At 37.8% G+C, this 25683-nt stretch carries 26 protein-coding genes and 1 pseudogene; 22 read left to right on the top strand and 5 right to left on the bottom strand.

What is annotated here, in order from left to right; translation table 11 throughout:
- Positions 1–10 precede the first annotated feature (10 nt).
- From cysI to ACIQXR_RS13500, 7 genes are all read left to right on the top strand, one after another.
- Complete coding sequence (gene cysI, locus ACIQXR_RS13530) at positions 11–1741, top strand: assimilatory sulfite reductase (NADPH) hemoprotein subunit (RefSeq protein WP_403080173.1); 1731 nt, start codon at positions 11–13, stop codon at positions 1739–1741.
- Positions 1742–2824: 1083 nt separating this feature from the next.
- Positions 2825–3502 (top strand): GntR family transcriptional regulator, encoded by a 678-nt coding sequence (locus ACIQXR_RS13525; protein WP_402872526.1) that lies wholly within the window; start codon positions 2825–2827, stop codon positions 3500–3502.
- A 26-nt stretch (positions 3503–3528) separates the two neighbouring features.
- Entirely contained in the window at positions 3529–4425 is an 897-nt protein-coding gene (locus ACIQXR_RS13520) for an isocitrate lyase/PEP mutase family protein (RefSeq protein WP_403080169.1), read from the top strand.
- Positions 4418–4867, top strand: coding sequence for a GlcG/HbpS family heme-binding protein (locus ACIQXR_RS13515; RefSeq protein ID WP_402872532.1), 450 nt, complete (start codon positions 4418–4420; stop codon positions 4865–4867). Before ACIQXR_RS13520 ends, ACIQXR_RS13515 begins: the two co-directional genes overlap by 8 nt.
- 11 nt (positions 4868–4878) lie before the next feature.
- The gene (locus ACIQXR_RS13510; RefSeq protein WP_402872534.1) at positions 4879–6300 is read left to right on the top strand and encodes an FAD-dependent oxidoreductase; all 1422 of its coding nucleotides are present in this window, start codon (positions 4879–4881) and stop codon (positions 6298–6300) included.
- A gap of 13 nt (positions 6301–6313) precedes the next feature.
- Positions 6314–7042: an SDR family NAD(P)-dependent oxidoreductase gene (locus ACIQXR_RS13505; RefSeq protein WP_402872537.1), complete on the top strand. Its 729-nt coding sequence runs from the start codon at positions 6314–6316 to the stop codon at positions 7040–7042.
- 76 nt (positions 7043–7118) lie between these two features.
- On the top strand, positions 7119–8432 hold the full coding sequence (locus ACIQXR_RS13500; RefSeq protein WP_402872540.1) for an MFS transporter: 1314 nt from the start codon (positions 7119–7121) through the stop codon (positions 8430–8432).
- A 329-nt stretch (positions 8433–8761) separates the two neighbouring features.
- On the opposite strand, the gene ACIQXR_RS13495 is transcribed toward ACIQXR_RS13500, so the two are convergent.
- Positions 8762–9790, bottom strand: a complete 1029-nt coding sequence (locus ACIQXR_RS13495) for an NAD(P)H-dependent amine dehydrogenase family protein (protein ID WP_403080167.1) — start codon at positions 9788–9790, stop codon at positions 8762–8764.
- A gap of 143 nt (positions 9791–9933) precedes the next feature.
- Positions 9934–10839 (bottom strand): LysR family transcriptional regulator, encoded by a 906-nt coding sequence (locus ACIQXR_RS13490; protein WP_402873173.1) that lies wholly within the window; start codon positions 10837–10839, stop codon positions 9934–9936.
- A 316-nt stretch (positions 10840–11155) separates the two neighbouring features.
- On the opposite strand from ACIQXR_RS13490, the gene ACIQXR_RS13485 reads away from it, so the two are divergent.
- The 7 genes from ACIQXR_RS13485 (at position 11156) to ACIQXR_RS13455 (ending at position 18765) form a co-directional block, all read left to right on the top strand.
- Positions 11156–12127 (top strand): TAXI family TRAP transporter solute-binding subunit, encoded by a 972-nt coding sequence (locus ACIQXR_RS13485; RefSeq protein ID WP_403080166.1) that lies wholly within the window; start codon positions 11156–11158, stop codon positions 12125–12127.
- Between the two features lie 61 nt (positions 12128–12188).
- Complete coding sequence (locus ACIQXR_RS13480; RefSeq protein WP_402959164.1) at positions 12189–12710, top strand: DUF1850 domain-containing protein; 522 nt, start codon at positions 12189–12191, stop codon at positions 12708–12710.
- On the top strand, positions 12703–14691 hold the full coding sequence (locus tag ACIQXR_RS13475; RefSeq protein ID WP_402872552.1) for a TRAP transporter permease: 1989 nt from the start codon (positions 12703–12705) through the stop codon (positions 14689–14691). The genes ACIQXR_RS13480 and ACIQXR_RS13475 overlap by 8 nt, the downstream gene beginning before the upstream one ends.
- A gap of 264 nt (positions 14692–14955) precedes the next feature.
- Positions 14956–17028 (top strand): gamma-glutamyltransferase, encoded by a 2073-nt coding sequence (gene ggt / locus ACIQXR_RS13470; RefSeq protein WP_403080165.1) that lies wholly within the window; start codon positions 14956–14958, stop codon positions 17026–17028.
- Between the two features lie 224 nt (positions 17029–17252).
- Complete coding sequence (locus ACIQXR_RS13465; RefSeq protein ID WP_402959161.1) at positions 17253–17408, top strand: hypothetical protein; 156 nt, start codon at positions 17253–17255, stop codon at positions 17406–17408.
- Positions 17409–17431: 23 nt separating this feature from the next.
- Positions 17432–18100: an SOS response-associated peptidase gene (locus tag ACIQXR_RS13460; RefSeq protein ID WP_402872563.1), complete on the top strand. Its 669-nt coding sequence runs from the start codon at positions 17432–17434 to the stop codon at positions 18098–18100.
- A 326-nt stretch (positions 18101–18426) separates the two neighbouring features.
- Complete coding sequence (locus ACIQXR_RS13455; protein WP_403080163.1) at positions 18427–18765, top strand: hypothetical protein; 339 nt, start codon at positions 18427–18429, stop codon at positions 18763–18765.
- Positions 18766–18880: 115 nt separating this feature from the next.
- Here the strand turns inward: ACIQXR_RS13455 and ACIQXR_RS13450 are convergent, their stop codons facing one another.
- Positions 18881–19042 (bottom strand): Spo0E family sporulation regulatory protein-aspartic acid phosphatase, encoded by a 162-nt coding sequence (locus tag ACIQXR_RS13450; protein WP_402959208.1) that lies wholly within the window; start codon positions 19040–19042, stop codon positions 18881–18883.
- Positions 19043–19275: 233 nt separating this feature from the next.
- On the opposite strand from ACIQXR_RS13450, the gene ACIQXR_RS13445 reads away from it, so the two are divergent.
- Positions 19276–19548, top strand: a complete 273-nt coding sequence (locus tag ACIQXR_RS13445) for an HU family DNA-binding protein (RefSeq protein ID WP_402872569.1) — start codon at positions 19276–19278, stop codon at positions 19546–19548.
- A gap of 140 nt (positions 19549–19688) precedes the next feature.
- Here the strand turns inward: ACIQXR_RS13445 and ACIQXR_RS13440 are convergent, their stop codons facing one another.
- Entirely contained in the window at positions 19689–19889 is a 201-nt protein-coding gene (locus tag ACIQXR_RS13440) for a cold-shock protein (RefSeq protein WP_402872572.1), read from the bottom strand.
- A 698-nt stretch (positions 19890–20587) separates the two neighbouring features.
- Between ACIQXR_RS13440 and ACIQXR_RS13435 the strand changes: the two genes are divergently transcribed.
- The 5 genes from ACIQXR_RS13435 (at position 20588) to ACIQXR_RS13415 (ending at position 24053) form a co-directional block, all read left to right on the top strand.
- Positions 20588–21982: a sugar phosphate nucleotidyltransferase gene (locus ACIQXR_RS13435; protein ID WP_402873178.1), complete on the top strand. Its 1395-nt coding sequence runs from the start codon at positions 20588–20590 to the stop codon at positions 21980–21982.
- A 72-nt stretch (positions 21983–22054) separates the two neighbouring features.
- Complete coding sequence (locus ACIQXR_RS13430; RefSeq protein ID WP_402872575.1) at positions 22055–22819, top strand: glycosyltransferase family 2 protein; 765 nt, start codon at positions 22055–22057, stop codon at positions 22817–22819.
- Between the two features lie 196 nt (positions 22820–23015).
- Positions 23016–23246 carry a GDP-mannose 4,6-dehydratase gene (locus ACIQXR_RS13425; protein WP_402872577.1) on the top strand — a complete coding sequence of 77 codons (231 nt, stop codon included), beginning with the start codon at positions 23016–23018 and terminating at the stop codon, positions 23244–23246.
- Positions 23247–23328: 82 nt separating this feature from the next.
- Positions 23329–23433, top strand: coding sequence for a GDP-mannose 4,6-dehydratase (locus tag ACIQXR_RS13420; protein WP_402959154.1), 105 nt, complete (start codon positions 23329–23331; stop codon positions 23431–23433).
- 254 nt (positions 23434–23687) lie between these two features.
- Positions 23688–24053: a GDP-mannose 4,6-dehydratase gene (locus ACIQXR_RS13415; RefSeq protein WP_403080187.1), complete on the top strand. Its 366-nt coding sequence runs from the start codon at positions 23688–23690 to the stop codon at positions 24051–24053.
- Here the strand turns inward: ACIQXR_RS13415 and ACIQXR_RS13410 are convergent.
- Positions 24033–24931 (bottom strand): annotated as a pseudogene (locus ACIQXR_RS13410) (glycosyltransferase family 2 protein); the annotation flags it as partial. The gene ACIQXR_RS13415 and the pseudogene ACIQXR_RS13410 overlap by 21 nt on opposite strands.
- 320 nt (positions 24932–25251) lie before the next feature.
- Here ACIQXR_RS13410 and fbpA point away from each other — a divergent pair.
- Both fbpA and ACIQXR_RS13400 read left to right on the top strand, forming a co-directional pair.
- The gene (fbpA, locus tag ACIQXR_RS13405) at positions 25252–25413 is read left to right on the top strand and encodes a Fur-regulated basic protein FbpA (protein ID WP_402872581.1); all 162 of its coding nucleotides are present in this window, start codon (positions 25252–25254) and stop codon (positions 25411–25413) included.
- Between the two features lie 61 nt (positions 25414–25474).
- Positions 25475–25675 (top strand): Fur-regulated basic protein FbpA, encoded by a 201-nt coding sequence (locus ACIQXR_RS13400; RefSeq protein ID WP_403080161.1) that lies wholly within the window; start codon positions 25475–25477, stop codon positions 25673–25675.
- Positions 25676–25683: the final 8 nt, after the last annotated feature.

Genomic DNA, 25683 nt, shown 5'->3' with positions numbered 1-25683 from the left:
AGATAAAATAATGGTGGATCCTTTATTAAAATCAATACTAAAAGCACCAGACGGCCCGCCTAGTGACGTCGAGGAGATAAAAGAAAGAAGTAATTACTTGCGTGGAACGCTCATGGAAGTGATGCAAGACCGAATAAGTGCCGGTATTCCCGATGATGATAATCGTTTGATGAAGCATCACGGCAGTTACTTGCAGGATGATCGGGATCTTCGAAATGAACGACAAAAACAAAAGCTTGAACCAGCTTATCAATTCATGCTCCGTGTACGCATGCCTGGAGGTGTGGCCCAGCCAGCTCAGTGGCTTGTCATGGATGAACTTGCCCAAAAATATGGAAACGGCACGTTAAAGCTGACAACACGTGAAACGTTTCAAATGCATGGCATTTTAAAATGGAATATGAAAAAGACGATACAGGATATTCATGCGTCCATGCTTGATACGATTGCAGCATGCGGTGATGTGAACCGAAACGTCATGTGCAACTCAAATCCCTATCAATCAGAGATACATACGGAAGTATATGAATGGTCAAAAAGGTTGAGTGACTACCTATTGCCTCGAACAAGAGCCTATCATGAAATTTGGCTTGATGAAGAGAAAGTGGTCGGAACACCGGAAGTAGAAGAAGTGGAACCGATGTACGGACCGCTTTATTTACCACGGAAGTTCAAAATTGGAATCGCTGTTCCGCCATCGAATGACATCGATGTATATTCACAAGATTTAGGCTTCATAGCAATCGTTGAAGATGCTAAACTTGTCGGATTCAATGTAGCGATAGGCGGGGGCATGGGCATGACCCACGGCGACACTGCGACATACCCTCAGCTTGCCAAGGTAATCGGCTTTTGTACACCAGACCAAATTTTGGATGTGGCGGAAAAGGTCATTACGATTCAACGGGATTATGGAAATCGTTCCGTCCGAAAAAATGCCCGATTCAAGTATACGGTTGATCGACTTGGCTTGGAAAATGTAAAAGCCGAACTGGAAAACCGTCTTGGCTGGAACTTGGCTGAAGCGAAGAAATACCATTTCGATCATAATGGGGACCGCTATGGCTGGGTGAAAGGCGTGCAAGGTAAGTGGCATTATACCCTGTTTGTCCAAAGTGGCCGTATTGCCGATTTTGATGATTACAAGCTGATGACCGGCTTGCGTGAAATTGCGAAAGTCCATACAGGGGATATCCGGTTAACAGCCAATCAAAATCTGATCATTGCCAATGTCTCCAGTCAAAAAAAGAAAATAATTAATGAACTGATGGAACAATACGGTTTGACGGATGGCAAGCATTATTCAGCACTCCGTCGTAGCTCACTTGCATGCGTAGCTCTTCCTACATGCGGATTGGCGATGGCGGAAGCTGAGCGTTATTTACCGGATTTACTTGAAAAAATCGAGAGCATTGTTGATGAAAATGGTCTACGGGATAAAGAAATCACCATCCGTATGACGGGCTGCCCTAACAGTTGTGCCCGTCCAGCCCTCGCAGAAATTGGTTTTATCGGGAAAGCCCCCGGTAAATACAATATGTATCTCGGAGCGGCTTTTGATGGCAGCCGACTCAGTAAAATGTACCGCGAAAATATTGGCGAAGAAGAAATATTAAGCGAATTGCGTGTCCTGCTTTCACGTTACGCAAAAGAACGGCAAGAAGGCGAACACTTTGGAAACTTCGTCGTCCGCACTGGTGTCATTAAAGCAACAACAGACGGTATGAATTTTCATGCATAACCAAATAGTATTTGAGACAGGACTTGTGCCTGTCTCTTTTTTTGTGATTTTTGTTAAAAAATCCAAGAGAAACTGATAGTTGAGGGATGAGGTTTGAAGCAGGTTCTCAATAATCCCAGAAGGAGAATCAAGAACAACAAAAAAGAAAAGTATGAACGGGCATAAAAGAAAAGAATGCAGGAGAAATTGGAACGAATCAAAGAATATCCTGATGTAACGAAGCCCCCCAAAAGGATTTCATTGCAAGGCGAATCATGAGATATTTCAGTAAATAAAAAGTATGCCAGCCAAATAGAAATGCAGCATGAGGAGGGCACCCTCTTACAGGATATTGGTACAAGCAAGCATATAAAAAAAGCTAGGGGAATAAGCGATGAGTAAATGCAGTAACGCTATCTTATAGATGAAAAAGCTATCTTTTAATCGGATTCACTAATTTCATCGGAAAGATGTTTCATAAAATGGTTATCGATTATTTAAGAGTAGATTTTTTTTAAGATACTCAAGATTTATTGGAAACGGAGTATCTATTTAGGTTATTTTCGTTCAAAAACGATACAAGAAAAGTGACTGGCTTGCCACTGTAAACACAGATGGCACCCCTTCTGAGCAAAAAATCACCCGTCTTTAGATTGGTTTTTCAAGACAATAATCAAATCTTTGTTTACTAAAAGAGTTTCAAGGACGCTCATATGATTTACTTATCACCATACGACTTTGTTCTCGCTCGTTACGCTGTACTGGCGTGGGAAAATTACGGTCACACCGAAACACACTCGGTGGTTTTTTATGACTTTTAAACGAAATACTCAATTGGGCTGTCGCATTGCAGCAGTTAACTGAGCTTCTTCAAGAGAACGAATAAAAAAATACAGAAATTATTTCAATGGCTTGTAGGTTTACCTAGCTATATCAGGGCCTACCTGCCAAATTTGGTGTGCGAAAACTTAAGTTAATAATTTAGTTTTAATTAAAAAAATAAATATTCAAGAAAGAAGTTGACAATTAATGGAAAAATATGTTTAATTTAATTAAGGTATAAATGTATACAATTATACTAAATACAGAGAGGAGGGGGTTACAATGGATCTTTCCTCATTGGAAAGTAAAAGGTATTCAGCAAAAGATTTTGTCTATATGGAATTGAAGAAACTTATAATTTCTGGACAGTTAGAGCCTTCTCAACAAATCAATGAAAAAGCCTTAGCGGAACAACTTGAGATTAGTCGTACACCTATTCGCGAAGCTTTACATCGAATTGAGCTCGAAGAATTAATCGTACGCCTCCCAAATGGTCGTATTAAAGTAGCTCCTGTTTCAGTCCAAGAAGCAAAAGAAATCTTTACAGTTCGTAGTTTATTAGAGGGTCAAGTCGCAAAAGAAGCTGCAATAAAGATTTCCGAAAGGGAATTATCTGAACTGAAATTGTTCACGGATTTATTAGTTCAAGCTGCTGAGCAATCTGACAGTGATAAAGTAATTTTATATGGGGATAAAGTACACCACTTGTTGTACGATATTAGCGGAAATCGAACAGTTGTAAAAATCTTAAATAATATGAATGATCATATTATGCGCTACCGTGGACTAGGTCCTAAGACAAATAAATATCGTAGTTCTGCTGCTGCGAAAGAACATCTAGCGCTTTACAAAATTATTGAGCTAAAAGATGGCGAACAAGCTGAATTATTAATGAGAGAACATATCGAAAATAGTTTAGATGCAGCAATTCAATCAATAAAAGTTCATCTAATCAAATAGATAAAGCTTAAAAAGGAGGTTCTATATTGGATAAAAAATTACGTTTACGTGAACTCATAAATGCCCCTAACTCATTTATGTTACCTGGTGCATATGATTCAATGTCAGCTTGTTTAATTGAAGAGTTAGGATTTCAAGCAATTTATGCTACAGGTGCAGGTATTTCTAATGCCCAACTCGGTTGGGCTGATGTAGGTCTTACTAGTATGAAAGAAGTGCTAGATATCGTAGCGCGTATGACTGATGTTACTAATATACCAATTATCGCTGATCTTGATACAGGATTCGGTAATGCTATTAACGTAATCCGTTCGGTTCGAGAGTTTGAACGAGCTGGGGTAGCTGGCATACAAATTGAAGATCAAATATCTCCTAAAAAATGTGGTCACTTTAATAATAAAAGTGTTATTTCTAAGGAAGAAATGATTTATAAGATTCATGCTGCAGCAGATGCACGACAAGATGAGAATCTAGTAATTGTCGCAAGAACAGATGTACTAGCTGTTAATGGTATTGAGGATGCTATTGATCGAGCTAAAGCGTATAAAGAAGCTGGGGCGGATGTTTTATTTATTGAGGCTCCTACTTCAATCGAACAAATGAAAACGATTACAAGCTCATTGAAACATATCCCGCAACTTATAAATCTAGTTGAAGGAGCTAAAACCCCACTCATTACGCTAGATGAAGCTCATGAGTTAGGATATCAAATTGTACTTTGTGCTAATACCGTTTTACGCGCATCAATACAAGGAATTAAAAACGCTTTAAATATTCTGAATTTTGAATGTTCTCAAAAAAATCTAGGCGAAGCTATCTGCTCTTGGGAGGATCGTCAAAAACTATTTAAACTAAATCAAATTAATATTTGGGAAGAAAAATACTTATCTATCGATCCTAAGGAGGAAATAAAAAATGTCTGAATTACAATTAGCTGTTGAATCTAAAAATATTAGCATTGAACTTGCAACAAAAATGTTAGAAGTCGCCAAACAAAAAGGAATGGAACTAGGTATCAACTTTAGCATCGCAATTGTAGATAAGCCAGGTAATTTAAAAGCATTTGCAGCAATGGATGGTGCACCTGTATTAAGTTTAGAAATTGCCCAAAACAAAGCCTTTTCTGCCGCTACCTATAATCGCGCTACACATGAATGGTACGATAGATTAAAAGATGATCCACCTTTACTGCATGGTATTGTACACACAGAGCGTCTTGTGATTTTTGGAGGTGGATATCCAATTAAATTAGGCGAGGAATTAATTGGAGGAATCGGTGTTAGCGGCGGACATTATTCACATGACATGCAAGTATGCAAAGCTGCTTTAGCGATTATTGAAGAACTTACTTTAAGCAAAGAATAGGGGGATAAAATATGACATCAAATCTCGACTATGACATTGTTGTAATTGGTTGTGGAGTTGCAGGAACTTCTGCCGCTTTAGCTGCAGCAGAACAAGCTGAAGTTTTAAATAAGAAACTTAAAATTGCTATTTTAGAGCGCTCTGATTTTGACCATCGTGGAGGAAATTCGCGTTGGACTGCATCATATATGAGAATGAAAAACTTGAATGAAGTAGCAGACAATTTTGTGGAAGATATGCTTGCTTTTTCCGATAATTTTTCAGATCTTCGTTATGTGGAAACACTTGCTCAAGAAGCAGGACCAACACTTCAATGGTTAAATCAACATGGGGTCGAATTTGATTATTTACCGACCATGTTTTTAACTTCAAATAAACCGAGGCTACTACCCGTTGGAGGCGGCCGTGCCATCATCGATACGTTAGCTAGAAAAGCTGGGATCCAAGGGGTTGATATCATTTATGAAGCAACAGCATGGAATATTTCATTAAATGAAGATGGTGCAGTAAGTCGGTTGAATATCCGAGTTAAAGGTGGAAACTCACTTGAGTTAAAAGTGGGGTCGGTTGTTTTAGCTGCTGGTGGTTTCCAAGGGAATCAACGTATGATGGCTCAATATATCGGTAGAGATGCTCACAAAATTCCTGCTGTGTGTAAAGGTGGATATTTCAATAGCGGTGAGGCTATTGAAATGGCACTTTCAATCGGAGCAAAAAGCGCGGGACAGTTTGATTCTTTCCATGCTGAACCGGTAGATCCTCGAAGTAAACGAGAAGAAGCTGCTGTAATGCTCTTCCCCTACGCTATTTTAGTAGATCAAAATGGTAAGCGCTTCCTTGACGAAGGGAAAACAACTATTGATGAATATTACGAAGAAGTCGCTAGAAAGATTTTCTATGATTTACCTGGACATGTTGCCTATATGATTAGTGATCAAACTATGTATGATATTCCAAATTATGAACAAGCTCTAGAAACAGATAAACCTGCAATTGTAGCTAATACTTTAAGTGAATTAGCTGAATTACTTAATATTTCTGCTGAAAATCTAGAGGAAACAGTTCAAGAATTTAATATGGCTGTACAAGACGGGATTTTTGATCCTCTTCAGAAAGATGGCAAGAAGGCGATTGGTATTACACCTGAAAAATCAAATTGGGCTATACCAATTACAACGGGACCCTTTATTGCGTATCCTATTGCTTGCTCAAATGTATTTACTAATGGCGGTCTTGCGACAAATACTGATGGTGCTGTCTATTCAAACGATGATGAGTCAATTCCTGGATTGTATGCTGCCGGCGAAACAGCAGGTCTTTACTATGGAAAATATCCTGGTGGAACATCTGTATTACGTGGGTTAGTTTATGGAAAACGTGCAGGTACTCATGCTTCATCTTATGTGATAGATACTTTAGGTGTAAAAGTATAAGGGGGAAGATAGAATGTCAACTTTAACAGGAAAAGTTGCCGTTGTAACTGGCGGTGGTCGAGGTATTGGTAAAGAAACAAGTATTCTATTAGCGCAATTGGGAGCCACACTAGCTGTTTTATCAAATGATCAAGAAGAGATTAACAATACAGTTACCCAAATAATTTCTAATGGAGGCAATGCTAAGGCCTATTTTTGTGACTTAACCTCACGAGATACCATCGAACAAACGTTTAAACAAATTGAGACTGATCTGGGGCATGTTGATATTCTAATTAATAATGCTGGATCTATGGTTATCAAACCTTTCTTAGAAACTAGCATTGAAGAATGGGATAGCATGCAAGATTTAAATGTTAGAGGTATGTATTTAGCGACTCGTGCAGTAGTTCCAAACATGATTAAACAACTTGAAGGTATTATTATAAACATTTCCTCTATATGGGGATTAAAAGGCGGACCGGATCGTAGTGCCTACATTACAGCAAAACATGCGGTTATCGGTTTCACCAAGGCATTAGGAGAAGAGTTCAAGCCCTTTAACATCCGTGTAAATGCCGTATGCCCTGGACCCGTAGCCACAAAAATGATGGAAGACTTAGCGCCTACTGTTAATAAAGATAATTGGTTACACCCTATTGATATTGCTGAAATCATTGTTGATTTATGCCTTGAAAAAACCAAAGCTGTTACAGCAACAGCTATTGAAGCGTTTGGAATTGGAAGACCAGTAAATACATGAGAAAACTTTACGCTCTTTAGTCGAACTGCTAAAGAGTGTATACACTTTCTAATAATCAATCAGGGGGGACTTGTTTATGACGAGTAACGTTCAACCACATAATGAAAAAATGGATAAAGGAAAATATAAAATTTTTTTTGGTGCTTATATTGGCTGGGTTTTTGATTATTATGAAGTGTTTGTGTTAAGTTTCCTTGTAATTCCTATGGCAACTGCTTTACAGCTAACTACTGGACAAATAGCGTCAGTTTTTTCAGTTCAACTTGCTTTCCTAGCGATTGGTGGTGTTTTTTTTGGTTATTTAGGAGATCGAGTAGGGCGTAAGAAGATTTTAATCGCAACATTAGTTATTTTCTGTATAGCCACGTTAATGCGTGGATTTACATTCAATTATGAGTGGCTAATTGTTTGGACTGCTATCGCTGGGTTTGGTTTAGGAGGTGAATACGGTGCAGCTCAGGCACTCGTAAGCGAATCAGTTCCTTCTAAACAACGTGGATTTTGGAGTAGTATGCTATATGGTGGCGCCTATTTGGGGATTTTCTTGGGAGCAACTATGGGTGGATTTGTACTCCCCTTAATCGGATGGCGTTGGACATTCATTATCTCTGCTCTTCCAGTTTTATTTGCTCTTTGGCTCAGAAAAGATGTAGAAGAATCAAAAGTTTGGGAGGAAGAAGTGAAAAATAAACAAAAAGCTAGTGAAAAAGTCGATTGGCGTAAAAAGTACGGTTTAAGACGCTTCTGGAAACCATTCACAATTGCTTTAATTGCTGCAGTATTACAATATTTCGCTTACTATGGAATTACAAATTTTCTTCCAACGTATTTAGTAAAATACGAAGGATTTGAAATGGGTGCGGCGGGATGGTGGCTATTCTTTACTGCATTCGCAGGTCTAGTTGGATCATTTATTGCCGGTTATACAGCGGACAAATGGGGAAGAAAAATAACTTTAAGTTACCTTGGCCTTGTTGCAGCTCTTGGTGGTATCGCCCTTTACTTTACATGGTCTAGTTTAATTAACTCACTATGGATTTTAGTTCCTATTTTCTTTTTATACTTTGGTTCAAATGGAGCATCTGTATTTGGGTCATTATTTAGCGAAATCTTCCCTACAGATGTTCGGGCTACAGGTATTTCATGGGCTTTACAAATTGGACGCGGACTTTCAGCGATACCCCCCTTAATCACAGTAGCTATATTCCCTGTGTATGGGTATGAACCAATTATCTTAGGCGGGGCCGGTTTATTCTTCCTATTAGCTATTTGGGCTTGGGTATTCCCAGAAACCAAAAATCGTCGTTTGGATTATCTAGATGACGAAACACAAAAAGTGGAAGAATCCAGTGGAAATCCGGAACTTCAAAATAGGACATCATTAACTTAATTTATTAAAATTGTCATAAATCTTTTCTGGATGAGTAAGTTTAGGTGATAATTTTCACTTACTAAGTGCTATTTTGCACATGCGACTTTAAAACCCAGCTACCTTCACAGGAGATTAGCTGGGTTTCTTCAATATGCAGAAGGAAACGCTATGAAGTTGGTTTACGCTGATCAGAATGAAACGTTAGGCTTATTTCCATATACAACCCCCGAATGCACAGACAGAAAAGTCTTCGATTCGGGGCTTACGCTATCTTTAGGTTAGGATATTTTTAAAGAATAGCAGAGACATTCATATAGCAGTTACTTATAAATGGATATGTCGTTTGTCTAGACTCGTATTGGTACAAATTCAGATTGCTGACTGTTTCTTGGCAGGCCGATGTCAGCCATGGTAAGTAACCCTGGTTTTCGAATCGCATCAATTTGTTTAGCTGTATTAATAACCATGGAGGCAGTAGCAGTATCACCGAATACTCCATTTGGTATGATTAATCTTTGTGTTTCGTTTCCTTCAATTATAATCTCATCCTCTTGGTTAATTCCTACAGACATGTTCAAGTCCAAGCAGATTTCCTTTCCGGTAGAGGTCAAAGCTCTTGATACTTGGTGTAGCCCACTAACCGCCCCTTTTTTTAGAGACGTAAGTGGAACGGTTATATCTTCGGTGGCAATTGTTGGCTCAATGGTATTATTTATACTGGTAAGTTCCCAATCTAGCCCATATGCAATTAATCTAACAGATTCTTCAAGCCCAACATGCCCGATCTTATCCTGTTCAGCCAGTGCCTCAAATTCTCCTTTTGTCATACCGATTCCAACTTTTCTTTGTAAGGGGAGGCGGCGTTTCGAAACATCCACCTTACGATTGACAAGGACTCTGTTTACCGTTGTGACAACGGTTGAAAAACAGATCGCCATGGTATCCATGATGAAACCTGGATTAATGCCAGTCCCGATGACACTGAGCCCTTTGCTCTTTGCATATATATCTATCTCCTTTGCCAGCTCAGGATAGCGCTGCCACGGGAAAGAAAGCTGTTCACAGGTAGAAACCACTGAGAACCCATGATCTAAAAGTTCCTTGATTTGCGGCCAAACGTGGTTTGCATTGGAACTGGTCGCATGAAGGGCAATTGGATGCTCTACACTGGTTTTTACTTCATGAATACTGGAGACCACATGTACATTCATTTTATTTTCATTTATGATCAGCCCAATATCCTTTCCAACCTTTTGGGGATCAATATCTACAGCACCAATAATCGATTGAGGATTTGTAAGATATGCACTACGCAGAATTTCCATGCCGATAGGACCCAAGCCAAATACGGAAAATTTCGAAATACCACTTACCATTTATTTATCATCCTTTCAAATGTTGTATAACCGAATGCTAACATTGAAGGGAACATAACAAAAATAGTAAATTTTTATATACATATAAACCTTGATTATAAAAGGGACAAGTTGTACTTACTTTAGTTCTTTATCCTTATAACTCACAACGAAGTATTAGATTGGAGGGTATGTATGATTTGATTTATCAAGAAAGGTGTATGTTCGCTACTTTTCCAAACAGCTGATATTGAGCTAGACAGATTCATATTTTCGATGTTTAAGGCCTTTACCTTTTTAGTTCCTAACAAATCAATCATATCTTTGGGCATGAGGGCAACACCTAAATTATTCGAAACTAGGTTTGCAATCGTTAATAGCTCGGATCCTTCACATAATTTTTTTGGAGAAAACCCAGCAATCGAACATGCCTTTTCCAAAAGAAATTGAAGAGAGTGGGCTTGTACTGCATGATAATGAATAAAGGGTTCATTCTTTGCCTCAGTTAAATATATGGATTCTTTTTGAGCTAACCGGTGTTCAAAAGAAACGACTAATTGCAATGGAGATTTGTTGAATTCAATCATATTTAGCCCTTCATTTGTCAGTATATTGGCATGTATGGGTGTTCGGATAAAACCAATTTGATATTTTTGCTGTTTGACTAGCTTGACTGCTCTTGCGGAGGTTGTCTCTTGAAGATCTACTTCTACTTCAGGAAATTCAATACGTATCTTTTTCAATAAATTTGGTATATAAATACTTGCTGCTGATGGTATTGTGGCAATTTTTATTTTTGGTTTGGGGACAATTTTGTTTTCAACGATATTGCTAACTGTTTTTTCGATGTCATCGAAGGAAGGAGCGAGCTTCTTGTAGATATATTCCCCTTCTTCAGTCAATGTGATTTTTCTTGTTGTGCGATTTAGAAGCTTAAAACCTAATTGTTTTTCAAGTGATGAGATTTGTTGGCTTAAGCCAGGTTGGGAGATATGAAGGACCTTGGAGGCTTTGCTGAAACTAAGGTGGTTTGAAACCTCAATAAAATAACGTAGGGATAGGAAATTGATAAAATCACTCCTTTTGTTTAAGTGGTATCAGAATAACTGGATACAGCCAATAAGAAGGTATTTTATAATCAATAGTTATAAGTTTATAACAATAATATATTTCTCAAATGCAAGAGTCAATATTATCTTTAAAGAAGGATATAAAAAAACTGAAAATTTAGTCAAATATAAAGTGGGTTAAAAAAACGCACGATAATGACTGTGAGGATATGGGTTAAATTCCCATATGTAAAATGAAGGAAATTAGAGTTGGTCACAGAATACTATTAATATCGTCGCATTTAAAGATGATGAAATTGAAAAAGGAGGGATTTTTGTGAAGGGATGTAAAAGCCTTTTTTTATTCGGAATGATCATGTCCTTACTATTTATTACTGCTTGCAGTAAGGGGAATGAAGGGACCTCTGGAGACGAAAGACAAAACTTGAGTCTATTAACAGGTGGGACTGGTGGTACATATTACCCACTTGGTGGCCAGATCGGAAATATCATCACGGATAATACCAATGCGAATATCACACCACAAACCTCCGGGGCTTCTGCAGAAAACATGGAAACCTTAAGAGCTGGAGAAGCTGAGATAGCTTTCTCGCAAACGGATATTGCTGCATATGCAGTTGAGGCCAAAGAAATGTTCAAAGGGAATCCCATTGATAATATCCAGGCAATTAGCTCTTTATATCCAGAAACTGTACAGCTTGTAACAACAGCTAAAAGTGGGATCAAATCAGTGGAAGATTTAAAAGGAAAGAAAGTATCGGTTGGTGCCCCTGGATCAGGTGCATACATTAATGCCATGCAAATTCTAGCGCTTCATGGGTTAACGGCTAAAGATATAAAAGCCCAAAATCTCTCCTTCGACGAATCGACCGACGGAATACAAGCTGGGAATATTGATGCAGCATTTATAACAGCAGGTACTCCAACTGGTGCAGTAGAGGCACTTTCTGTTCAAAATGATATTGTTGTCCTACCAATTGCGGATGAAAAGATTAAAGAGTTGGTTAAGAAATATCCATATTATGCGGAGGATACCATTCCGAGCGGCACTTATAAGATTAAATCAGATGTAAAGACCGTTGCCGTGAAAGCCATGTTGGTTGTAAGAAAAGACATGGACAAAGACTTGGTGTACGAAATGACTAAGGCTATTTATGACAATACAGACAAAATCACGCATGCAAAAGGAAAATTAATTACGGCAGAGACGGCACTTGAAGGATTAGGGGAAATGGAGTTGCATCCTGGTGCAGCTAAATATTTCGAAGAAAAGGGAATTGCCAAATAAATGCTACGATAATCGATAGTTCGCTATCGATTTCGTTGTTTCTTGAAGTTTGGAGGTTTCGATGAGCAGCAATTTTTTTAAGAGATTCGTGTTTTTTATTATCCCTCTATTTCTGTTCAGTGCTTTACTTGGTTTCATACCATATAAACAAGTCCTTGCATTTTCCTATCAAGATCAAGAAGAGTTGTTGGCTTATTTACCTTTGAAAAGAGAAAAGACGTTTCAAATAGAGTATACACATTCCATTCACCTCTCGGACGTTCTCGAAACCTATCAGCTATCAAGGGACTCCATTAAGCAAACCGAGCTGGCATATGAAGACTTTGCTGTAGGCATGCCTTCTAATGCAGAGGGAGAGGAAGTCTTTGAAGAAAAAGACGGTGTATATCATATCAAAAATATGAATCGAACATTTGAATATATTGATTTAAGAATAGGGCAGGTTGGAGCCAATCATCGCTTAATCTATAGAAAACAAACTGTATTATTATCACGATTTATTAAGCCGGGAACATGGATCAGAATTTCAACGAAAAAAATTTCCTTTTGGGAGCAATTGGATGGGGTGAATATCAATGGATGATGATAAAGGAAAAGTGCAGTACTTAACAGAGGAAGAGCAGCAGAAACTTTTAGAGAAATACGATCCTGAAGCAGGGACCAGGAAATTAAAAGGCATATTGGGGTATATTGCTTTTTTCGGTCTCTTAGCATTTTCTTTATTCCAATTGTATACAGCCATCTTTGGGGTTTTTACAGCACAAATTCAACGGACGATTCATTTAGGTTTCGCGCTATCTTTAATCTTTTTATTATTTCCTGCAAATCGGAAGAAACGCCAAAAAGGCAAGCTTCAAATAGCATGGTACGATATGATTCTAGCAGTATTAAGTATCGGAGTCGGAGCGTACTGGCCCTTGTTTTTCGACGATTTGGTCATGAATGTCGGTCGTTTAGGTACGTTGGATTTCACGGTTGGTTTACTGGCCATTTTACTGGTGTTAGAGGCAACGAGGCGTGCAGTAGGGATACCTATAACGACAATAGCGGTGCTATTCATTTTATATGGTCTATTTGGTCAATATATGCCTGGTTTCCTTTCGCATCGCGGTCTAACTTTCGAGCGGATGGTCCAAACGATGTTTTTCTCTACAGAGGGGATTTTAGGAACACCGCTGGCGATTTCATCTACCTTCATTTTCCTATTTTTACTATTTGGTGCCTTCCTTATACGAACCGGGGTTGGTCAATATTTCAATGATCTCTCAACTGCGATTGCAGGTAGAAGAGTCGGCGGACCTGCGAAGGTTGCCATTTTTTCAAGTGCATTACAAGGAACCATCAGCGGCAGCTCGGTAGCGAATGTTGTCACTTCAGGGTCATTTACGATTCCGATGATGAAAAATCTGGGTTACAAAAAGGAATTTGCTGGGGCAGTAGAGGCATCTGCTTCAACAGGTGGACAATTAATGCCACCGATAATGGGAGCGGCAGCGTTTCTAATGGTCGAGTTTATTGGGAATGGCATCACGTATTGGGATATAGCAAAAGCAGCCACCATTCCAGCCATTCTTTACTTTACAGGGATTTGGATCATGACCCATTTTGAAGCAAAAAGGCTTGGATTAAGGGGATTGACGAAAGAAGAAATGCCGAACAAGAGAGAAGTGATAAGAAAAGTTTATTTATTGATACCAATCGTTGCTATCGTTCTCCTTCTGATGTCGAATATAACAGTTACACATGCCGCATTGTATTCCATTCTTATCTCGATTATTGTAGGGTTCATTAACAAAGATGTACGGATGAAATTTAGTGATATCATTCATGCCTTAGTAGATGGGGCTCGAACGGCATTGGCAGTAGCGGCTGCAACGGCTAGTGCGGGTATTATCGTAGGGATTGTCACAAAGACAGGACTAGGTCTAAAGCTGGCGAATGGATTAATCGATTTGGCTGGTGGCTACTTAATACCAACACTTATGCTTACAATGGTCGCGGCCTTAGTATTGGGAATGGGGTCACCGACAACTGCTAACTATGTAATTACCTCTACCATTGCGGCACCTGCCATCATTTTACTGGGTGTACCGGATTTATCCGCGCATCTATTCGTTTTCTATTTTGGGATTATTGCAGATATAACACCACCAGTGGCACTAGCCGCTTTCGCAGCAGCCGGGGTTTCTGGTGGAGATCCCTTAAAGACGGGGATCCAATCGTCTAAATTAGCCATAGCGGCCTTTATTATTCCTTACATTTTCGTACTATCCCCACAAATGCTGATGATTGATTCAACTTGGATGGAAGTGGTATGGGTCGTTTTTACGGCAATGACTGGAATGATTGCTATCGGGGCCGGGGTCATCGGTTATTGGATACGCGGAATGCATTGGTTAGAAAGATTCCCAGCCATTATTATCGGCTTACTATTAATTTATCCTGAAACCATTACGGATATCATTGGATTAGCTTCCTTTGCCGTCTTGCTTGCTTTCCAATATTTCAAGAAGCAAGACAAAAGGAACATGCCGACCATTTTAGATAATAATCATAATATTTAGGTAATGGACTGAAGACACTAGACGGTGGCTTTTACCCAACTACATCATTTATCAGTTAAGGAGGTGAGTGTGTAATATGAGGTTGAGCCACCGTCTTTAATTTATATAGTTTATAATTTTGATGTTTAAAAAGTCTGAAGTCTACTTGAGTTATCTCCATGATAAACATAGGAACTGTCTCCAACTTTAGAATCTTAACCAGAAGAAAGGTATAGGTTTTTCTAAGTGAACAGGATTAATATCCGTTTTGAAAGGGGACTTTATATGACCTATTTTAAGAGTTTAATTATAGCTGTTTTCAGTATCTTTTTAGTTGTCTCTACCGTTATTGCAAGTGTGCCCGGGGTAGATAAGTCAATGAAGCAAGGAACAAAAAAGGGAATCGTTTCGGTTTCCCATCCCATAGCAGCGGAAGCTGGTAGAAAGATTTTAGAGCAAGGCGGAAATGCTGTTGATGCAGCAGCAGCCATTCAGCTGTCATTAAATGTAGTGGAACCGATGATGTCGGGAATTGGCGGAGGGAGTTTCATCATGATTTATAGTAAAGAGGAAGATAAAATTACGATGATTGATAGCCGTGAAACAGCTCCAAAAAACGTTACACCTAAACTTTTTCTAGATAAAAACGGAAAAGTTATACCTTTCAGTAAACGTCATATTACAGGAAAGGCGGTAGGGGTCCCTGGAACCTTAAAGGGAATGGAAATGGCTCTTGAGAACTATGGCACGATGAGTTTATCAGAAGTAATAAATCCTGCGATCAAACAAGCGGAAAAAGGAGTGAAAGTAAATTGGTCCGCAGCTCAATATATTGATGAAAATAAAGCGAAGCTTCTAAATAATCCTGCAGCTGCCAAAGTGTTCATTCCCGGGGGAGAACCATTAAAAGAAGGTGATAAGCTCATCCAACCGGATCTTGCCAAGACATTCAAAATTATTCAGAAACAAGGGCCGGATGCACTTTATTCAGGGGAAATCGGTGAAGCGCTTGTCAAGGAAGTTAAAAAACGAGAGGGCGTCATGACCACGGATGATTTGAAAAGGTATGAGGCGAAAGAAAGGGAACCGATTCGATCGAATTATAGGGGATTTGAAGTCGTGGGTGCCGCTTCGCCGAGTTCAGGTAGTTTGACGGTCCAACAAATTTTAGAATTGATGGAAGGGTATGATGTGAAGAAGATGGGAATTAATTCCCCTGAATATCTTCATTATTTAACGGAAGCCATGCATTTGGCATTTGCTGACCGTGCAGCATACATGGCTGATGAAGATTTTTATGAAGTTCCTAAAAAAGGGCTTTTAGATGAGGAGTATATAAAGGAAAGAAGAAAACTAATTAATCCTAATAGATCAACTGCAGAAGTAAAAGAAGGAGATCCATGGGAATATGAAGGAAAAGAACCTTCTTCCATGCCAACTGTGGTGGAGAATCATCCTGAAGGTCAAACCACCCATTTCTCGGTGATGGATAAGTGGGGGAATATGGTGTCATATACGACTACGATTGAACAAGTGTTCGGTACTGGCATAATGGTACCGGATTATGGTTTCATGCTAAATAATGAAATGACAGATTTCGATGCTACACCGGGGGGCGTTAATCAGGTAGAAGCAGGAAAACGCCCTAGAAGCAGTATGTCACCAACTTTTGTCTTAAAAGATGGAAAACCTTTTCTTGCCTTGGGCTCTCCTGGGGGAGCTACCATTATTGCATCCGTGTCTGAGACCATCATGAATGTAATCGATCAGGGGCTACCAATCCAAGAAGCCATCTTATCACCTCGTATATACTCAGCGAACTATCCCACTGTTCGATGGGAGCCGGGAATTGAACAAAATACAAAATTGGAGTTAATGGCAAAAGGTCATGTCTATGAAGAAAAACCTCAGCATATTGGAAATGTGCAGGCCGTCGTATTCGATTATGAAACGGGAAAAATGTATGGTGCGGCGGATAATACGAGAGAAGGAACAGTTCTTGGAGTAGATAAGGGATACTATAAGTCGAAAAAAGCTCCTGAAATTAAAGAAGAGAAGCCAGGTCCATTCACATTAAAAGTAAATGGTGTACCTTTTCCGTATACAGCTAAACAAATGAAGATAATAGATGGTAAGCCTTATATTCAATCGGATAAATTGCTACTTGGTTTAGGCGTAATAGGCACAAAAGATTTAAAGACCTATAAACCAGATCAAAAATCATTCCTACCCGTTTTAAGGGTCGGAAAAGTATCAGGATTTAAAGTGGAGTGGAACGAAGAAGATAAAGTAGTATTATTGGAAAAGGATCCAACTGATTACGAGGATATAGACGATGATGGGTCCATCACCAACTAAGTTTATTAAGAAACCCTCCATTAAAGCCAGCCATGCTTTTATGGAGGGCTTTTTCATGCCCAATGATAAGGAATGGGTTCTAGTAACATGGTCATATAATTGTCCAATTTGAAAAGGAACAAGGAGCAATGAAACAAGGGGGACGATCACTAATTCGTTTTGTTTTTACCTTTGGTGGATAATGTATATAATACGGGTAACAACCAATTGAAGGGAGACTTATTATGAATGAATATAAAGTGACAGTGAAGAATGGAAGTATGGTAATTCTGACGGATGTTATCAAAGCTGAAGATGAAAGGGAAGTTCTAGGTACACTATTGATTAACAGTGAATTGTTCAATCAATCATTTACCGATATTAATATTCTAGAGCGTTAACATAAAATACAGTAGGTGATAGTATGTGTGGACGGTTTACCCTTTTTACGGGCATTGAAGAAATCATTGATCGCTTTGATATACAGGCTGCTTTTAATGAAGAGTACCATGCAAGCTATAATGTAGCTCCGACGCATTCCGTTCTATCTGTCATTAATGATGGTAATAAGAACCGGTTAGGGTATCTCCGATGGGGATTAATTCCGTTCTGGGCTAAGGATGAAAAAGTTGGCTACAAGATGATAAATGCCAGGGCCGAGACAATTGCCGAGAAAGTCAGTTTCAAGAATGCTTATAAAAAGAAACGGTGCTTGATTCTTGCCGACTCCTTTTATGAGTGGAAGAAGGATCCTGAACGTAAAATACCAATGCGGATTAAACTTAAGAATAATGATCCATTTGGAATGGCAGGTCTATGGGAATCATGGAAATCACCGAAAGGTACGGTTTATTCTTGTTCAGTTATCACCACGACGTCAAATGAATTGATGACAAGCATTCATGATCGTATGCCTGTCATTCTTAATCCTGAAGATGAAAAGGTTTGGCTGGACCCAACCATTCAGGATACGAACTATCTCCAACAATTCCTAAAGTCTTTTGATGCCGAACAAATGGAAGCGTTTGAGGTATCATCAGATGTGAATTCTCCTAAAAACAATTCTTCCAACCTAATAGAACGGATTTGTTGAGAACTTTTATTATGTAAAACAATATACGGCATATTTTGATAGAAATCGGTCCATAACAATTCTAGCCTATTGAATTGCTGAAAAGTTGATATAGTTGACAGAAAAAATAAATAATTATCATGCGACAATCCGGTTTAAACCGGTAGTGTTTTCTATTTCAATAAGATAAATGGGAGTGTAGATCATTACTACATTCATCATTCATATCTAGTTAATTCAACCTTAACTCTTGCAGTTAGGGTTTTGTTTTTGCCTATGTAGTAAAATTCAAATCAAGGATGTTCACTGTAATTTAGATACCACACACATATTGAAATGAGTTGTATATGGGACAAGCCTTTAAAATACACTTAGGGAGAACCTCATTAGAATCTTCAAGTGTAACTCCTTTACTTTTGTTAGAGGATGGAAGAGGAGACGGGGCTATTTCCAGTGATGGTAAAATCATGGGCACCTATCTTCATGGCATCTTTCATAATCGTCTGTTTACTAGGTCCTTATTCAATCAAATTCGTCGGGAAAAAGGGTTGGGGTTAGATGAAGTAGAGGATAATGTGCAAAGTGATTCAGAGCGACGAGAGGAAGCGTATGATCTCTTGGCTGCCCATTTGGAAGAAAATATTGATATGGATACAATCTATCAATGGCTGCAAATCGAAAATTAAAAATGACACCTGGAAATATAGATGGTTACATACTCTAGCAGAAGAGAGTCTAGAGTATGTAATTTTGTAATGGAAAGAGCTCTGTTGCCTATACATAGATATAAAACGTTTTATTTTACTGATAGCTTAGTGGTTCTTGGTTATGTAAAAGTAAGTTATGCAGCTTATCAAGTTCTTGGCTTATATGTAAAGTTTTTGGAGCGGTGAATCCATGGTTTAAAGCTGTATAGATTAATTCCTTCCTCAAAATTTCTATTTTTGTATGTAGTAGTTCCATACTTTCCAATGAAAATCCCTCAAGTTCTTATACTTTTTTGTCATGTATCTATTATTACATAAATTAGGATGACTTGCCGGTATTTTGCTTCAAATTGATTTCTACCATCAAAATGCATAAAATAAGGATTAAATTTCCTTTTTTCGGCCATATTAAGTGACAGACCTTTAGTTAATATGGTATGGTGTGTTTTCTACATACTTTATAGAATTAAAAGGATGAGGTGTTTTAATATGAATAAAACAGAATTAGTCACAACTGTAGCAGCACAAGCAGAATTAACAAAAGACGACGCTAAAAAAGTAGTGGATGCATTGTTTGAGACAATCACGACTACGCTAGCTAAAGAAGAAAAAATTCAATTAGTTGGATTTGGTACATTTGAAGTACGCGATCGTGCAGCACGTACTGGTAGAAATCCGCAAACAGGTGAAGAAATACAAATTGCAGCTAGCAAAGTTCCTGCATTCAAAGCGGGTAAAGAATTAAAAGAAGCCGTAAAATAAGGGGTTCCCTTTATTTTCAAATCTCTGGAGTTAGTTAGTCTCCAGAGATTTTTTTGTTTTTTAATTGCTACATAAGTGGATTTTATTGATTTAGAGCATAAAAACAGGCCCTGATTTTCAGGGCCTGTTTATTAGTTTAATTAAAGTTTGTTTACGTTTGTTGCTTGAGGCCCACGTTGACCTGATTCTACTTCAAATTCAACTTCCTGGCCTTCTTCAAGAGATTTATACCCTTCCCCTTGAATAGCTGAGAAATGAACGAATACGTCGTCTCCATTTTCACGCTCGATAAATCCAAATCCTTTGTCACTATTAAACCATTTTACTTTTCCACGTTCCATTTAAGTACCTCCTAGCATGGTAAAACCTGCATTATTATCTTACATCATTATAATATCCATTTTAAAAGCATTTAAACTTAAAAAATAAATTTCCTTCAAATAAAGGTAGATCATTTCTTTACTTTTTCTTCTTATGATGAAGTATTTTTTTGAACGTTATAAAATGAAATGTAATAAATTCCATTCGTAACTGATTTGATAAGTGGTTTAACACCATTATAAAATGTAAACTTTGCCTTGGTATTAGATATTAATAGCGATTCTTGGCAATGGAACAGTGACATTAGCAGGTGACGTCTTATTAAATGCTGGAGATTTCGTCGGATTATTTTATGAATCTGATGGGGTAACTTTAGGAATTGATTTAGGCCGAGATGATAATAGTATTGTTTGGTCAGCTCATCGCCTCATTCAAATTAGAGAAAGACCTTGTTAATAAGCTTCTAATGTTAGGATGATATCCCTTAGTGGGCGATCTTCCTTTTTGTATTTAGGCTAGATAGTATTGGAAAATAGCTATGAATGTGAAAAATGAATGACAATATATAAAATATAAGCAGGAGAAGTAACCCTCTCATTTTGCTTACATATTATACATAATTCAGAGAAATTCAAATTTGCTCTTTCTATATCAGAAGAGGTAAATTGTCATATCAATGTGAAACGTTTTACACTAAATGTCTATAGGAGTGAAAGATTTGCGCCTTATTTTATTATCTGGAGGTTCGGGAAAGCGCCTCTGGCCTTTGTCGAATAGTTCCCGTTCTAAACAATTTTTAAGACTATTGCCATCTGAGCAAAAAACAAATTCAAAAGTATCTATGATTCAACGTGTGTGGAACCAACTGGAAAACGTCAATCTAGCTGATCGTACGATTATCTCCACAAATAAATCTCAGGTTGATATGATAATTAGCCAATTAGGTAATGATGTACCTCTGATTATGGAACCAAGTCGAAGAGATACTTATCCGGCTATTGTTTTAGCCTCTCTATATTTATATTCAGTAGAAAGTGTAGACCCTGAGGAAGTGGTTGGAGTTATGCCCGTCGATCCTTTTGCAGGAGATGAGTTTTTCGAGCATATGATTACTTTAGAGAAGGTTTTGCAACAATCAATGGCTGATTTAGCTTTAGTAGGTATTGCACCTACTTACCCATCAGAAAAGTATGGTTATATAGTTCCTATTGCCTCACAAAATACAAAACATGAAGAAGCTTTTCAAAGAGTGAGTTATTTCACAGAAAAGCCAAATCATGACAAAGCTAAGCAATTGATAAAAGAGGGAGCATTATGGAATGGTGGGATTTTTGCCTTTAAGCTGGGATTTTTATTAAATTATATTAAAACGCAGGGACTTCCACTTAGCTATGCTGAAGTATTTAACCAGTTTAATCGGTTACCGAAAAATAGTTTTGATTATGAAGTGGTTGAAAAATCAAATAATATTATTGTTGTCCCTTATAACGGTGAATGGAAAGATCTTGGAACCTGGAATACTCTTACAGAGGAAATGAAAACGCCGATAGTTGGCAAAGGAAGTATTGGTCCGGATTGTCGAAATGTCCATGTGATTAATGAATTGGATATACCTGTATCTGTTTTGGGTGTTTCAGATCTTGTTGTGGTGGTTAGCCCTGATGGAATTCTTGTTACAGATAAAGAGGCCAGCCAAAGAGTCAAGGAAATTTCTCTTCAAATTGAAGAGCGTCCGATGTATGAAGAGCGTCGATGGGGTTGGTACCATGTATTGGATTATACAAAATTTGATGAAGCCAATGAAGTTCTAACTAAGAGAATTGGTATAACAGCTAATAAAAACATCAGTTATCAGAGACACTTCCATCGTAGCGAAGTCTGGACAATTATCAATGGAACTGGGTTATTTGTTCTTAATGATATAATCCGGGTAGTGAACCCGGGCGATGTTCTTGAAATTCCTTTAGGGGCTGCCCATGGTATTAAAGCACTTACTGATTTGGAAATTATTGAAGTGCAGTGTGGTACGGAACTCATCGAGGAAGACATCCTCCGTATTTTTATGACTTGGGAGGAAGTGGAGGCCAACTGTACACACCTAGAAAAAGAATGACCTCTCAGTTTTGTACAAGTAAATAAACATCAGATTAATAAAAAACGTTAATGGAAGGCTGTGTTTTATTAAATGGAAACTAATGAATTTGTAACCATTGCCATTCTAGCCAAAGAGAAAGCTCACGTTTTGCCCATGTACTTGGACTTAATTGAGAAACAAACTTACCCAGCATCTAAAATTAAACTTTATATACGTACAAATAACAATCGAGATCAAACAGCGGTATTACTAGAACAGTGGGTAGAAAAAGTAAAAGACAAATATTCAGAAATCCATATCGACTCGAGTGATGTAGTGGAGCGTGTACAGGATTTTAGACCACATGACTGGAACCCGGTGAAATTGAGTGTGTTGGCACGTCTCCGACAAGAATCGATTGAATGGGCTTTAGCTAGAGGGACGCATTACTTTGTAGTGGATTGCGATAACTTTATTATCCCGGAAACACTTCAAACGCTTCTAGATACGAGATTGCCAGTAATAGGTCCCCTGTTAAGGAATGGCGATGACCAATTAAGCAATTATTCAAATTACCATTACCTTGTAGATGAAAATGGTTATTACAAACATTCCCCTTTATACTACGATATATTAACTGGGTCAATTAAAGGACTTATTGAGGTCGAGGTAATTCATTGTACGTACTTGGTTCGAAAGGAAGTATTGAATCAAGTCAGTTATTTGGATAATAGTGGACGATTTGAATATGTAATATTTAGTGACAATTTAAGAAAAGCAGGAATCCCCCAGTACATCGATAACCGTCTGAATTACGGAAAACTCACTTTTTGTGATACTGAAGAAGAATTCAAATCAAAAAACATTTCTTTATAGTCCTACTTCCATTCAAAGCAGAAGGTTAATGGTTAGTATGGACGTCTCCCCTCTCCTTAATTAAACTCCAGATATTCAACAGTAATAAATTCATATATAAAGGTTACCTTCTGCTTATTTTTATTGACTGTTATCGTTAAAGCCGAATGATTTTTTTATGTAAACTAAAAAAGCATACGATTTGTAGAAGAAGCAGATGAAAAGTGCAATAATTACTGGGCAGGATGGAGCTTATTTGGCTCGCTTTTTATTAAACAAAGTATATGGGCTAATGGCTCGGAGAAGTACAAGTACAATTTGGAGATTAGCATTTCTGGAAATTCAAGACGAAGTGGAATTAATTGAAGGAGATATGACTGACCTAGCTTATTTAATAAAGGCGATGGAAATTTCCAAGACAGATGAATTGTATAATTTAGCAGCATAGAGTTCTGTTGGAAAATAATAGGAATATCCTATGCTTACAGCAGATGTAACAGGGGTGGTGTCGTCAATTTATTGGAAGCGATATGGTTTACCAATCCTGCCGTAAAGTTTATCAAGCATCGACAAGCGAGATGTTTGGATTGATCCAAGAAGAAAAACAATCCGAATCCACTCCTGATTGCATCTAAATCCACCTTATTTAAAATTTCTTCGATACTATTTGAATCCATGAAATCCAATGACTGTATAGCTTTGCTAATCCGTAAGGACTTCTCGGATAGAAAGCTGGTGAAGTGGGGCTGCAATTAGCGAAGAAAAACAAACTAGCATTAGTACATGTTAGACCCTTTAATCGTTTTGGGACTGGTCAAGCGGAAGGGTTTGTTGTGAGCGATTTTTCAGCTCGAATTGCCAAATAGAATATGGTCTAGCCTAGCCTGTTATTTATGTAGGGGATCTATCTTCACGACGGGATTTCACCGATGTTCGGGATATTGTAAGGGCCTATGCATTATTATTGGAGAGCGAAGTGGAAACAGGAATTTATAATGTAAGTTCAGAGATTCCAAGAAAGGTTGAGGACATTTTGTTGAACTTAATAAGTATTTTGGTACGTGACAACAACATTCAAGTAGATCCAAACAAGTTCAGACATTCCGAAGTACCAATCTTTATTGGCGATTCTTCGAAAATAAATAACTCTGTTCATTGGAAACAGGAACGTGATTTTTATGCTAGTTTGAAAGAGACTTTAGATTGGTGGAGAGCTAAAATTAGGGGGAAAACTGACTTTCCATGGGTTTTCTAAGTGTTCTAATATATCCGCCAAAATAATCGTATCAAAGGTAGCGGTTGGATATGGAAGGTCCGATGATTCAATATTTAGCGTATCGACACGTTCATAATGATTCTTAACAGTACGAGATTAACAATTTCAGGTCTTGGATGAACGTAATAAGTTAGATCAACTTTCCACTTATCAAGAAATCTCTGCCGATTTAAATGATATAAATGTTGGATGTTGATATCTTGATTTGCTGTAAAGGTGGCATGGCCATGATGATGTACAAATGAATCATAGGCTATTCTCAATTGATAACCTTCTATAAGTGTACGAAGACATAAATCGTCATCTTCAAAGGACCCATATTCAAACCGTTCGTCAAAACCACCGATTTTATCAAGCACTTCTTTTTTCACTAGTAAGCAAAATCCTACTAAACGCATGACTTGCTTAGACTTGCCAATATTTTTTTGACAGAAATCCGCTGAAAAATCATCGATACCGTCAATGTCGCTATAATCCACTGCAATTTGCTGTGGGCCACTTACATAATTACTTACGGGTCCGACCATGCCTATTTTTTTGTCACTATAAAGCAAGGTGAGCATGGATTGTAGCCAATTTTGTGTCACGATTGTATCATTATTTAAAAATAAAACCGTATCGCCCGTTGCGATATCAAGCCCTTGGTTACAGCCTTTTGCAAACCCGGCGTTCTTTTCATTGAAGATGGTCTTTAAAGAGGGAATACTTTTTAAATGGTCGACTGTCCCATCTGAAGAGCCATTATCAACGACGATAATTTCTATATCTTTGTCATCGGTATGTTCTTTAATGCTGGTAAGGCACTGTTTGGTTAAAGGTAATTCGTTATATGTGAGAATAACAATACTGGTTTTCAGTATTACCTCCACCTTTCATAGTTAATATTCAATTAAATATATGTGGGCGTTAAAGATTTAGTGAATCCTTCCAGGTGTTCGTTAAGCGATATAGGTGGAAAAGATAGAAATTTCTTAGGGCAAGATTCATGCATCCACCTATAATTCGCACTTGACAAATGGGTTTAATGAGCTTAGTATTTACTTACAATTACTAAGACTGCTGACCAGATTACTGGAGGCTTCCCATTCAAGTGGATGGAAAGCCTTTTACATTTTTATGCCTTTGAATGATTAAATTCATATGGGAACAAAGGACGAATCAAAGGAGGAAAGAAATATTGGGGATATTGCTTGAAAAGACTTTAGAAAAGAAAAAGTTTCTAATTGATCAATTAATAAGTAAAGGCATTTATAAAAAAAATAATATACATCTTTATGAATTAAGGTTATGTGAATTAGAAGAAGAGTATCTTAAAATTCAAATCCAAGAAAATAAATAGATTATGGATGTGGAAATACATGTAGGTATTTTAAATATGTGATAAAAAAGGAGAGGGTTGTGTGGGGGATACGATAAGGAAGGGTATGGAAGAAAGACGAAAAAAGTTAATTAATAAACTGAGTATCGCTTATCAAGATGAAAGCATGGAGCAACTGTTGAAGTTATCTTTAACTGAATTAGAAAATATGCATAGCAAACTTTTGTTAGAATACCATCCACATAATGATGTAGGTTCTCTTCGCTGGTCGAAAAAGAAATAAAGTCATTT

Origin of the sequence: Peribacillus sp. NPDC097224 (assembly GCF_044761985.1) — a bacterium.
Lineage (GTDB): Bacteria > Bacillota > Bacilli > Bacillales > DSM-1321 > Peribacillus.
The sequence above is the reverse complement of the archived record's forward strand: the minus strand, read 5'-3'. Positions and strand labels throughout refer to the sequence as shown.

Coding starts and splice junctions, on each gene's coding strand:
- ACIQXR_RS13460 (WP_402872563.1), top strand. CDS start 17,432: ATGTGTGGACGGTTTACCCTTTTTACGGGCATTGAAGAAATCATTGAT.
- ACIQXR_RS13475 (WP_402872552.1), top strand. CDS start 12,703: ATGGATGATGATAAAGGAAAAGTGCAGTACTTAACAGAGGAAGAGCAG.
- ggt (WP_403080165.1), top strand. CDS start 14,956: ATGACCTATTTTAAGAGTTTAATTATAGCTGTTTTCAGTATCTTTTTA.
- ACIQXR_RS13495 (WP_403080167.1), bottom strand. CDS start 9,790: ATGGTAAGTGGTATTTCGAAATTTTCCGTATTTGGCTTGGGTCCTATC.
- ACIQXR_RS13440 (WP_402872572.1), bottom strand. CDS start 19,889: ATGGAACGTGGAAAAGTAAAATGGTTTAATAGTGACAAAGGATTTGGA.
- ACIQXR_RS13465 (WP_402959161.1), top strand. CDS start 17,253: ATGAATGAATATAAAGTGACAGTGAAGAATGGAAGTATGGTAATTCTG.
- ACIQXR_RS13505 (WP_402872537.1), top strand. CDS start 6,314: ATGTCAACTTTAACAGGAAAAGTTGCCGTTGTAACTGGCGGTGGTCGA.
- ACIQXR_RS13455 (WP_403080163.1), top strand. CDS start 18,427: ATGGGACAAGCCTTTAAAATACACTTAGGGAGAACCTCATTAGAATCT.
- ACIQXR_RS13450 (WP_402959208.1), bottom strand. CDS start 19,042: ATGGAACTACTACATACAAAAATAGAAATTTTGAGGAAGGAATTAATC.
- ACIQXR_RS13500 (WP_402872540.1), top strand. CDS start 7,119: ATGACGAGTAACGTTCAACCACATAATGAAAAAATGGATAAAGGAAAA.
- ACIQXR_RS13445 (WP_402872569.1), top strand. CDS start 19,276: ATGAATAAAACAGAATTAGTCACAACTGTAGCAGCACAAGCAGAATTA.
- ACIQXR_RS13480 (WP_402959164.1), top strand. CDS start 12,189: ATGAGCAGCAATTTTTTTAAGAGATTCGTGTTTTTTATTATCCCTCTA.
- ACIQXR_RS13425 (WP_402872577.1), top strand. CDS start 23,016: ATGAAAAGTGCAATAATTACTGGGCAGGATGGAGCTTATTTGGCTCGC.
- ACIQXR_RS13420 (WP_402959154.1), top strand. CDS start 23,329: ATGGTTTACCAATCCTGCCGTAAAGTTTATCAAGCATCGACAAGCGAG.
- ACIQXR_RS13430 (WP_402872575.1), top strand. CDS start 22,055: ATGGAAACTAATGAATTTGTAACCATTGCCATTCTAGCCAAAGAGAAA.
- ACIQXR_RS13525 (WP_402872526.1), top strand. CDS start 2,825: ATGGATCTTTCCTCATTGGAAAGTAAAAGGTATTCAGCAAAAGATTTT.
- ACIQXR_RS13515 (WP_402872532.1), top strand. CDS start 4,418: ATGTCTGAATTACAATTAGCTGTTGAATCTAAAAATATTAGCATTGAA.
- cysI (WP_403080173.1), top strand. CDS start 11: ATGGTGGATCCTTTATTAAAATCAATACTAAAAGCACCAGACGGCCCG.
- ACIQXR_RS13510 (WP_402872534.1), top strand. CDS start 4,879: ATGACATCAAATCTCGACTATGACATTGTTGTAATTGGTTGTGGAGTT.